This is a genomic window from Nocardiopsis alba (assembly GCF_000710955.1).
GTDB lineage: Bacteria > Actinomycetota > Actinomycetes > Streptosporangiales > Streptosporangiaceae > Nocardiopsis > Nocardiopsis alba.
On the sequence record NZ_BAZE01000005.1, the window covers coordinates 259,608 to 270,050 of the forward strand.

At 69.4% G+C, this 10,443-nt stretch carries 10 protein-coding genes; 2 read left to right on the forward strand and 8 right to left on the reverse strand.

Translation table 11 applies throughout. The annotated features are described in order from the left end of the window. Window positions 1-141: 141 nt before the first annotated feature. The 3 genes from TR33_RS11760 to TR33_RS11770 all read right to left on the reverse strand — a co-directional run bounded on the left by TR33_RS11760 (window position 142) and on the right by TR33_RS11770 (window position 1,870). Window positions 142-384 (reverse strand): hypothetical protein, encoded by a 243-nt coding sequence (locus TR33_RS11760; protein WP_014911150.1) that lies wholly within the window; start codon window positions 382-384, stop codon window positions 142-144. Window positions 385-652: 268 nt separating this feature from the next. Further along, the gene (locus tag TR33_RS11765; RefSeq protein WP_026124802.1) at window positions 653-964 is read right to left on the reverse strand and encodes a DUF6401 family natural product biosynthesis protein; all 312 of its coding nucleotides are present in this window, start codon (window positions 962-964) and stop codon (window positions 653-655) included. A 222-nt stretch (window positions 965-1,186) separates the two neighbouring features. Beyond that, entirely contained in the window at window positions 1,187-1,870 is a 684-nt protein-coding gene (locus TR33_RS11770) for a ferritin-like fold-containing protein (RefSeq protein ID WP_014909199.1), read from the reverse strand. Window positions 1,871-2,473: 603 nt separating this feature from the next. Between TR33_RS11770 and TR33_RS11775 the strand changes: the two genes are divergently transcribed. Together TR33_RS11775 and TR33_RS11780 are read left to right on the forward strand one after the other, a co-directional pair. Beyond that, complete coding sequence (locus TR33_RS11775; RefSeq protein ID WP_026124801.1) at window positions 2,474-4,015, forward strand: DEAD/DEAH box helicase; 1,542 nt, start codon at window positions 2,474-2,476, stop codon at window positions 4,013-4,015. 54 nt (window positions 4,016-4,069) lie between these two features. Beyond that, complete coding sequence (locus tag TR33_RS11780; RefSeq protein WP_017533466.1) at window positions 4,070-4,978, forward strand: alpha/beta fold hydrolase; 909 nt, start codon at window positions 4,070-4,072, stop codon at window positions 4,976-4,978. A gap of 63 nt (window positions 4,979-5,041) precedes the next feature. On the opposite strand, the gene TR33_RS11785 is transcribed toward TR33_RS11780, so the two are convergent. From TR33_RS11785 to TR33_RS11805, 5 genes are all read right to left on the reverse strand, one after another. Continuing rightward, window positions 5,042-6,004 (reverse strand): MBL fold metallo-hydrolase, encoded by a 963-nt coding sequence (locus TR33_RS11785; RefSeq protein ID WP_017533465.1) that lies wholly within the window; start codon window positions 6,002-6,004, stop codon window positions 5,042-5,044. Window positions 6,005-6,124: 120 nt separating this feature from the next. Beyond that, window positions 6,125-7,000 (reverse strand): PHP domain-containing protein, encoded by an 876-nt coding sequence (locus TR33_RS11790; protein WP_017533464.1) that lies wholly within the window; start codon window positions 6,998-7,000, stop codon window positions 6,125-6,127. Window positions 7,001-7,033: 33 nt separating this feature from the next. Further along, a complete protein-coding gene (locus TR33_RS11795; RefSeq protein ID WP_338010204.1) occupies window positions 7,034-7,756 on the reverse strand; it encodes a DUF6758 family protein in 723 nt (240 codons plus the stop codon). A 53-nt stretch (window positions 7,757-7,809) separates the two neighbouring features. Then, window positions 7,810-9,702 carry a translational GTPase TypA gene (gene typA, locus TR33_RS11800; protein WP_014909627.1) on the reverse strand — a complete coding sequence of 631 codons (1,893 nt, stop codon included), beginning with the start codon at window positions 9,700-9,702 and terminating at the stop codon, window positions 7,810-7,812. 168 nt (window positions 9,703-9,870) lie between these two features. Continuing rightward, complete coding sequence (locus TR33_RS11805) at window positions 9,871-10,299, reverse strand: (deoxy)nucleoside triphosphate pyrophosphohydrolase (protein WP_017533462.1); 429 nt, start codon at window positions 10,297-10,299, stop codon at window positions 9,871-9,873. Window positions 10,300-10,443: the final 144 nt, after the last annotated feature.

A 10,443-nucleotide genomic window follows, 5' to 3' on the forward strand; every position in this document is an offset into this window, starting at 1 on the left:
CGGGTCCCGCACGTTCCCACCCGTCCGGGAGGAACGCGAGATCGGCGGACTCGGAAGCACACGAAAAGAGGGCGGGGCCCGGCGGCCTCGCCCTCGTCGTGTGTCCCGGACCGAGCTCGGACGTCTACGGCCGGAGGCGACTCACAGGAACTCGGAGTCGCGCAGCTCCAGTCGGGAAAGGTGTTCGATACGCCGGAAGGCCAGCACGACGGTGGCGATCAACGGCAGGAAGGCCAACCAGAAGACGACGCTTCCGGGTCCCGTGAGCACCATCGACGCGAGCGCGACGACGAAGATGAGTGCGAAAAGCGCGAAGTCGACGCGATCCTGCTGGATCAGGACGCCGACGGGTGGGCGCGCCGCCCCATGCCGACCGCTCCTCATTCGCATTCCTTTCTCGCGGCTCCGCAGGCCGCTCCGCCGGTTACGGTGACCGAGATCCGCCCGGCACCTTGAACGCCGTGAATCCCACGCCGCATTCCGCGGGGTTCTCGATCGCACCCGGATACGCCGGACCACGATCGGCCACGGTGGAGCCACCGTCGTGTTTCAGCCTACGCCCGGTCACGGCATTTCGCCGGGGAACCGCCAAGGGCGACGATCGCGAGAGGCTCGCGTCGAAGATCACATACGCCCGCGGGTCACGACCAACCTAGCGGACGAAACCGCGCTCCTTCGCCAAGCGACAGATGGCGAGAATGCGAAGGGTCTCCCAGTCGTAGCCGGCGTCCTCGGAATCCCAACCGCGTTCGAGACAGCCGTCGAGGAAACCGTGAAGGTAGGTTCCTAGGGTGGCGGCGTTGAGTTCGGCACCGCCGGAGACGATGCCTTCGCACACCTGTGCGGCATGCTGATCCAGCTCAGCGCTCATCCAGGGCTCTACAGAGCCCTCGAGCGGTCCGAGGCGGTGGAAGTCACGGGTGAGTCCGGCCAGTGGGTGGCGCACGGAGGTCCCACGGGGCATGGAAGTACCTACTCGCGTGGTCGAGGAGACGGGAAACCTTCTCGACTATATGTGCCGGCGACCAATGGATCGTCACGAATGTGGTGGAAATTACCCGCACTTGACCAAGAGCCGACAAGAAAAAGTCAAGGCCCCGATACACGACGAAACCGGCATCCGTCGTCACGTTAACGGATGCCGGCGAGCACTCGGACCGTCGGTCCCCACGCCCTTTCGGACCTGTCAGTCGGCCAGGCCCATGGCGGCCAGACGGGCGGTGTGGCCCTCGGTGAGCGAGGCGAACATCCGACTCACCGCGGCCAGATCGCCCAGACCCGAGCCGCTCTTGTCCCTCTCGCTCCCCCGCGAGAGCAACCCCGCCAGCTCCGGCCGATCCACGGCCACCGACTGCGCCTGACTCAGCGCCTCGCCCACCAGACGTCGCGCCCACAAGGACAGTCGACCGGCCAGCTTGGGGTCCTCCTCCAGCGCGGCGCGCACCTGACCCGCCACGAACTCGGCCCTTCCGGTCTCGGCGAGGACGTCCTCGACCAGGGCCCGGGTCTCGGCGTCGGCCAACTCGGCGACCTTGCGATAGAAGTCACCCGCGATGCCGTCGCCGACGTAGGTCTTGACCAGACTCTCCAGCCAGCTCTGCGGCTCGGTCCGCTCGTGCCAGGCGTCCAACGGCGCGATGAAGGGGGCCATCGCCTCCTCCGGATCGACGCCGAGCTCCACCAGCCGGTCGTGGATCGCCTGGTAGTGGCTCTGTTCCGTGGCGGCCAGCCCGGCCAGCTCTCCCTTGGTGCGCAGCGACGGGGCCAGGCCCGCGTCGTCGGCCAGACGGAAGAAGGAACCGAGCTCGGCGTAGGCGAGGAGTCCGAGCAGATCGATCACGCCGGGTTCGGCGGAAGGGCCTTGGGTCATGACCGTCAGGGTATCGCCCGGCCCTTCGGACCCGAACCGGGGACTAAACGGCCTCGAATGACGGTTGCACCGGGCGGGAGCGGGTACGGTCTCGGCCGTCCACCGACCCGGTGAACCTCTTCTGTCCACCGGGCGAACCAACAGCTAGACTCTGTGTGATGACCAGCGTGCGCGCACACCGCGCCGCCCTCCGCGCCCTCCACACGCGGGCCCTCCCGCGGGTACCCCTCGGCGCCGCGAAGGCGGGCGCTCGGGGTGCGGGCGCCGGACACCACGACGTGTCCTCACGACCAGTGCGGCGTGAGGGAGCGATGGCCACGCGCCCAGCGACGCACCGCACATGACAATCCAGCGGATGGAACCGGAAAGTCCGCGGCAGGGGCAGTGTCCCCGGGCCGCGCGGATCCAGTCGGCAGCGCCACCGGGGCTCCCTCCGTCAGACGGGGACCGGGTGTGCCGCGCCCTCCGCGGCGGCCGGAGGCCGACCGCGACCGCACCCCGCCGCGGCCACGAACGACGCTGCGGCCCGCCTAGATGGAGGCTTGAGCCCTGAGCAGCACAGATGAGACGAAGACACCCCGCATCACCTTTCGCGACCTCGGAGTGAGTCCCGAGATCTCCGACGCCCTGGAGGCGGAGGGGATCGTGGAACCGTTCCCGATCCAGGAACTGGCCCTGCCCATCGCGCTCAACGGCAGCGACATCATCGGGCAGGCGCGCACGGGTACCGGCAAGACCCTCGCCTTCGGCCTGCCGCTGTTGCAGCTGTCCCAGCGCGAGCCGGGCACGGCCAAGCGACCGCGCGCCCTCGTGGTGGTCCCCACCCGTGAACTGGCCATCCAGGTGGCCGCCGACCTGACCACCGCGAGCAAGCGCAGTGGCGGTCGCATCCTCACCGTCTACGGTGGGCGTTCCTACGAGCCGCAGATCAACGGCCTCCAGGAGGGCACCGACGTCGTGGTCGGGACCCCGGGCCGCCTTCTCGACCTGGAGAAGCAGAAGCACCTGCGGCTGGACGGCGTCGCCTCGGTGGTCCTGGACGAGGCCGACAAGATGCTCGACCTGGGGTTCCTCCCCGACATCGAGCGCATCCTCACCAAGACGCCCGCCGAACGTCAGACGATGCTCTTCTCGGCCACCATGCCGAGCGAGATCGTCACCCTGTCGCGCAACTACCTGACCCGACCCACGCACGTCAGGGCCGGGGACGACAACGAGATCGACGGCTCCGCCATCACCAGCCGGATCGCCCAGCACGCGTTCCGCACCCACCAGATGGACAAGCCGGAGATGCTCGCGCGTCTCCTCCAGGCCGAGGACCACGGGCAGAGCATGGTGTTCTGCCAGACCAAGCGGGCCTGCGACCGGGTCGCGAGCGACCTCAAGAGCCGTGGCTTCGCGGCCGCGGCCGTGCACGGCGACCTCGGGCAGAGCCAGCGTGAGCGCGCCCTGCGGGCCTTCCGCAATGGCAAGATCAACATCCTGGTCGCCACCGACGTGGCCGCCCGGGGTCTGGACGTCGACGACGTGACCCACGTGGTCAACTACGAGACGCCCGAGGACGAGAAGACCTACACCCACCGGATCGGCCGGACCGGCCGCGCCGGACGCACGGGCACCGCCGTCACCTTCGTGGACTGGCAGGAGATGCCGCGCTGGAAGCTGATCAACGGCGCGCTCGACCTGGACTTCCACGAGCCCGAGGAGACCTACTCGACCTCGCCGCACTTCTTCGAGGCGCTGAGGATCCCCAAGGGCACCAAGGGCCGGCTCGCCGAGGACAAGCGCGGAGAGCACGCGGGCCTGGAGGCCGAGGAGATCGAGGACATCGGCGACACCGGCCAGCCGCGGGGCGGCGACCGGGGGGAGCGCGGTGGCCGTCGAGGACGCGGTGGCGATCGTGACCGCGGCCGCGGTAAGCAGGGCGAACGCCGTGGCGGCGGCCGTGACCGCTCGCGCCGACGGACCAGGAACGGCGAGTCCGTGACCGGTGCCGGGGCCTCGGCGGAGAAGGCCGGGACCACCGCGCCGCCCTCCACCGAACGGTCCTCCGCCTCCGAGAAGGGCTCCGATGGAGAGGGCACTCGCCGGATCCGTCGCCGTCGTCGTACGCGCGGCGCCCGCAGGGACCCCGAGAACACCTGACCGAACCCGCGTATCCTCCCGTTCCGGCGCCCTGATCGTCTAGGGTGTCCCGACGTGAGTACACCTGAGTTCCTCGATCTGCCGCCGGGTGTGCGGCGCACGGACCTGAGTCTTTCCTATGGTCCGGTGGCCGCGCTCCGGGCTCTGCCCACCTCCGGCGGCACAGAACTGTCCCCTGCCGTCCTGGTGCACGGTTTCACCGGCAGCAAGGAGGACTTCATCGCCCTCCTCCAGAGTCTGGCGCAGGCCGGACGGGAGGTGGTGGCGATCGATCTGCCCGGCACCTACCGGTCGCCGGGCCCGGAGACCCTCACCCCGCCGCCCGGGGTGAGACTTCCCGACTACCGTCTCTCCTCTCTGGGAGAGGTGGTCTCCGAGGTCCTGGACCAGGTCGGCGACGGCGGCCCCGTACATCTGGTGGGGCATTCCTTCGGCGGCCTGGTGTCCCGTGAGGCGGCGTTGGTCGACCGTTCCCCCCTGGGCTCCCTCACCCTCATGTGCTCGGGCCCCGGCGCGATGAGCGGGGCCGCCGCGACGCGCACCCGCAACCTGATCGCCGCCGTGTCGATGAACCCCACGAGCGAGCGCCTGCGCGAACTGTGGGACGAACTCTTCGAGGCCGAGGCGCACCGCCGTTCGAGCCGGCCCGAGATCGTCGACTTCCTCCGCGACCGTCTTCTGTCCAGCAGCGCCGTGGGCCTGTTGCGCATGGCCGAGGACCTGTTGGGCGCCCGGGACCGGGTGGACGAGCTGGTCGAGGTCGACATCCCCAAGCTGGTCCTGTACGGCGAGAACGACGACGCCTGGCCCACGTCCGAGCAGGACGAGATGGCCGTGCGTCTGGGCGCCCGACGCCTGGTGATCCCCGGTGCGGGCCACTCCCCCAATGTGGAGGCGCCCGAGACCACGTCGAGCGCGCTGACCGCCTTCTGGAACGAGACCGAGTCGGTGGGCCGCCGCTGAGACGACTCGTGCCGCCACCCCGATAGGGGCGGCGGCACGATGTGCGGGGGACGGTCCTCGGGATCAGACCCAGGCGTCGAAGTTGCGGCTCTCCGTCTCCACCGTGGTGGAGGGTCCCCGGTCGGGCAGGATCCGGGTGTCCGGCGGGAGCGTCAGCAGGTTCTCGCCGATGGAGGCGAGCTGCGTCGTGTAGTCGATGTAGATCCCGCCGACCATGCCGGGCTCGCCCTTGCGCAGGGTGTCGCCGCCGAACACGGCGCCGAGCTGGCTGACGTAGTAGCCGACCGTGCCGGGGGAGGTTCCGGGCAGCGGAAGGACGTCGATGTGCAGGTCGCCGACGTCGAAGGAGCCGCCGCCCTCCACCTCGATCTCCGGGCGGTGCTCGGCACCGTGGACGCGACGCCAGGCGCGCATCTCGCGGGGGTGCAGGGCGATGTCGGCCTCGGTCTCCTCCGCGATGGTCAGGGCCGCCTCGATGTGCGGACTGTAGGCGTTGGTGCAGGCCACGAGGTACACCTCGCGGTCGCCGACGACCTTCAGGATCGCCTCGGCGTCGTGGGCGGGGTCGATGACGACGACACCGTCCTTGTCCGCCTCCACGATCCAGGTGTTGCTGATGATCTCGGACTTCTCACCGTCGAACTCGAAGGTGCCGGCGGTGCGCACGCGGGTGATCCCGTCGGCGTCGGGGCCGGTGACCCCGACCTCCACGACCTCGTCCTCCTCCTCGGAGTCCTCGGTCTTCGCCTCCTTCGCGTCCTCGTCGGCCTTCTCGTCCGTGTCGTCGGAGGCGCTCTCGTCGGAGTCGACCTTCTCGTCGGCGGCCTCGGCCTCATCGGACCCGGCGGTCTCGGTCTCGTCGGCGGACCGGTCCTCGGTCGCGGCCTTCTCGGTGGTCTCCTCCGTGTCGGTGTCCTCGGACCCGACCGCGTCGTCGACCTTCTCCTCGGTGTCCTCCGCGACCTCCACAGCGGAATCGGTGGCCTCGTGGCCTTCCTGCTTCTTCGGCTTCCGCTTCCAGAACACGGCGTCAGACCCTTCGTCCAGATATGTGCTGATTCAGCGCTGCGACCATTGTCGCGCCCTCACGCAGTGTTCCGTACCGTACCGAACCTCGGCGCGTCAGGGCATCCCTTCTTCCGCCTCTCACCCGCGGATCGGCTCGGCACCGGTCGCGGGGGCGATGAGCTCCTCGAACGCCTCGGGTGCCGTGGTCCGACAGCCCAGCCTGCGACCGCTCAGAGTGCCGTGGTCGTCGCTGGAACCGGTGACCACCGCTCCCAGGTCGGAGGCGACACCGCGCCAGAACTCCGCCTGGGATCTCCGGTGCGAGGGATGGTCGGCCTCGATCCCGCCCAGCCCGGCCGCCACCATGTGTTCGACCAGCTCGACCGGGACCGCGCCGTTCATGGCGCCCTCCGCCCGGCCCGGGTGTGCCAGGGAGCAGACCCCGCCGGCCTCACGGACCATCCGGACCGCGCGGACCGGATCGAGCGCGTAACGGGAGGCGTAGGCCGGACCGCCCGAACCGATCCACCGATCGAAGGCGTCCTGGACGTTCTCGGCGGCGCCCGCCTCCACCACGGCCCTCGCCAGGTGGGGGCGGCCGATCGTGTTGGCGTCGGCGTGCTCGGAGTGACCGGCCCCGGCGATCTCCAACACCCGCTCCCAGGTGACGTCGACGCCCAACTCCTGGAGCTTGCGCACCATCTCCTCGGCCCGGGAGGCCCGGTCGGAACGGATCCGGCGCAGTTCCTCGAGCAGGCCGGGCGCCTCCGGGTCGAACAGGTAGGACACCAGGTGGACGCTCGATCCCTGATAGGCGCAGGACAGCTCCATCCCCGGAACCAGTGTGAGGTCGGGCGGCAGGCTCCGGGCGGCCTCCTCGATCCCCCCGACCGTGTCGTGGTCGGTGAGGGCGAGCACGTCCACCCCCGCGGCGACCGCGTATGCCATGACCTCGGCCGGGGTGTCGCTCCCGTCGGAGACCGAACTGTGCGAGTGCAGATCGATACGTGTCACCGGGCGATTGTACGTAAGACCGGGGTCCGGCCGTCAGTCGTTCGTGTCCGTCGAGGCGAGGTTCCGCTCCAGGAAGGGGCTCGGCGCGCCGAACGGAGGCTCCAACGCGACCCCTCCGTCACGTAGATCCCTCAGGTCGCGCAGGGCGTGGATCTCCCCCATGAGGATCCCGGTGTCGGCGGAGTCGAAGACCAGCCACAACCAGTGGGCGAGCGCCTCACCCGTGTAGACGGCCCGGCTCCTGCCCATGTCCAGGTTCCACAGGGCCACGTCGTGACCATCGAAGCGGACCTTGGCGGCGGGCGCGCCCGCATCACAGCCCGCACCCGGATCCGGCCCGTTCAGACCGGCGAGGCGGGCCCCCAGACCGATCCCGGGGTCCTCCGCCACGATGACGAGCTCGCCGAAACCACCGAGCGGGTTCGGCCCCGAGAGGGCGACCGCGGTGGCCAGGGCCCCGCTGCGCTCGTCGCCCGCGTCGGCGAAACCGGTGACCACCCATCCCGCGGGCAACGGCCACGGGATCCACAGAGGCACCCGGGCACGGGGCAGAAGGACTTCGAGGGAGGCGCTCCCCGGCACACGCACACCCTGGAGCGGCGCCACCGACCCGTGGGCGTCGCACTGCCAGGCGCTGGACCACAACCCCGGAGGTTGTACGCCGCGCCCACAACGTGGACACGTGGGCTCGAACTTCATGTTCTGGTCATCTACCCGGCCGTAGCCCGGGAAAAACGCGGGGCGGACGGGACACATGATCCCGACCGCCCCCTGCCACCGTCCGGCCCCCGATCAGGGCCGGAACGGTGCTAGCGCTGCTGGCGCTTCTTGTTCGCGGTGATGCGCCCGCGCTCTTTCTGGTCGAGGATGACCTTGCGGATGCGCACGTGCTCGGGCGTCACCTCGACGCACTCGTCCTCGCGGCAGAACTCCAGCGCCTGCTCCAGGGAGAGCTTGCGCGGCGGCACCAGGCGCACCAGCTCGTCACCGGTGGCCGAGCGCATGTTCGTGAGCTTCTTCTCCTTGGTGATGTTGACGTCCATGTCGTCGGCGCGAGAGTTCTCGCCGACGATCATGCCCTCGTACACCTCGGTGGTCGGCTCGACGAACAGGACGCCGCGCTCCTGGAGGTTGAACATCGCGAAGGGGACGGCCACACCGGCGCGGTCGGCGACCAGGGAGCCGTTCGGGCGGGTGCGCAGCTCGCCGAACCACGGCTCGAACTTCTCGAAGACGTGGTGGGCGATACCGGTACCGCGGGTCTCGGTGAGGAACTCGGTACGGAAGCCGATCAGACCGCGGGAGGGGACCAGCCAGTCCATGCGCACCCAGCCGGTGCCGTGGTTGACCATGTTCTCCATGCGGCCCTTGCGGACGCTGAGCAGCTGAGTGATGGCGCCCATGTAGTCCTCGGGCGCGTCGACGGTCAGACGCTCGACCGGCTCATGGACCTTGCCGTCGATGTCGCGGGTGACCACCTGCGGCTTGCCGACGGTGAGCTCGTAGCCCTCACGACGCATCTGCTCGACCAGGATCGCCAGAGCCAGCTCGCCTCGGCCCTGCACCTCCCAGGCGTCGGGACGCTCGGTCGGCAGCACACGCAGGGAGACGTTACCGACGAGCTCCTTCTCCAGGCGGTCCTTGACCAGACGCGCGGTGACCTTGGCGCCCTTGACCTTGCCGACCAGCGGCGAGGTGTTGGTACCGATGGTCATGGAGATGGCGGGCTCGTCCACCTTGATCAGCGGCAGCGCCACCGGGTTCTCGGGGTCGGCGAGGGTCTCGCCGATCATGATCTCCTCGATACCGGCGATGGCCGCGATGTCACCGGGGCCGGCCTTCTCGGCGGGCTTGCGCTCCAGACCCTCGGTCATGAGCAGCTCGGTGATCTTGACCTGCTGGGTGCTGCCGTCGGTGCGGATCCACGCGACCTGCTGACCCTTGCGCAATTCGCCCTGCTGGACGCGGACCAGGGCCAGACGGCCCAGGAAGGGAGAGGCGTCGAGGTTGGTGACGTGGGCCTGGAGCGGGGCGTCGGGAACGTACTCGGGCGCCGGGATGGTCTCCAGGATCGTGGAGAACAGCGGCACGAGGTTGTCGTTCTCGGGGACCGCGCCGTTCTCCGGGCGCTCCAGCGTGGCCTTGCCGTCGCGGGCGCAGGTGTAGACGATCGGGAACTCGATCTGCGACTCGTCGGCGTCCAGGTCCATGAACAGCTCGTAGGTGTCGTCCACGACCTCGGAGATCCGGCTGTCGGGCCGGTCCACCTTGTTGATCACGAGGATGACGGGGAGCTTGGCCTGGAGGGCCTTGCGCAGCACGAAGCGGGTCTGCGGGAGCGGGCCCTCACTGGCGTCGACCAGCAGGACGACACCGTCGACCATCGACAGACCGCGCTCGACCTCGCCACCGAAGTCGGCGTGGCCGGGGGTGTCGATGATGTTGATGACCACGTCCTCGCCTTCGGGCGTGGTGTAGTGGACCGCGGTGTTCTTCGCGAGAATGGTGATGCCCTTCTCGCGTTCCAGGTCGTTGGAGTCCATCACACGGTCGTCGACGTCCTGGTTGTCCCGGAACACACCGGACTGCCAGAGCATGGCGTCGACGAGGGTCGTCTTGCCATGGTCGACGTGTGCCACGATGGCGACATTGCGCAGGTCGGTGCGGCGGGCGGAGCCCTCGACGGAAGTGGCGGTGGGCATGCTTGAGTCTCGATCTCCTGTACTGGGTAGAGACCGCAGATCGCCACGGCCCGTCGCCAGTTTATGTGGTCATGATGGTCTGGTCGGGAAGCGAACGAGTCGTCCCGGTTAGCTTCGTCACTACGAGGCGTCCCGGAACGGAACCCGCGAAACCCTTGTACGCGCGCCTCAGGCGGTTTGTTCCCCCACCTGGAGGATGTGGGCGATCGGTCCCAGGAAGGGTCGATCGGCGGGCAGCCAATCGAGCCTCTCCAGACCCGCGATATCCACCCATTCCAGGGCCAGATGCTCCAGAGGACGGGGGACGCCCTCCAGGAGTTCGACGCGATACAGCCGCAGGACCGCGGGGAGCCCGGTACGCCGGTCCGGTCGGGGCAGGGGAAGGTCGGATCCGATCCGCTCCCGCACCTCGACGGTGACGCCGAGTTCCTCACGACATTCACGGACGAGCGCGTCGCCGGGGCTCTCCCCCGGCTCGGTCTTGCCGCCGGGGAACTCCCATCGGCCGCGATCGGCTTCCGGTTCGGCCCGTTGGGCGGCGAGGACCCGTCCGTCCCGGATGACGACGGCGCCCACCACGATCAGTGTTTCTTGCACGGCACTCCAGCCTACGGGCTGTGAGCCACACCCCGCGCCAGCTGTGTTTGCTTTGGCCCTCCGCCGGCGCTTCGGGCCGTGTTCGGGCGCCCCTGGGGTCGAGGTAGGGAACCGTGTCACCCTTACACCCTGCTGTGGCTGAGG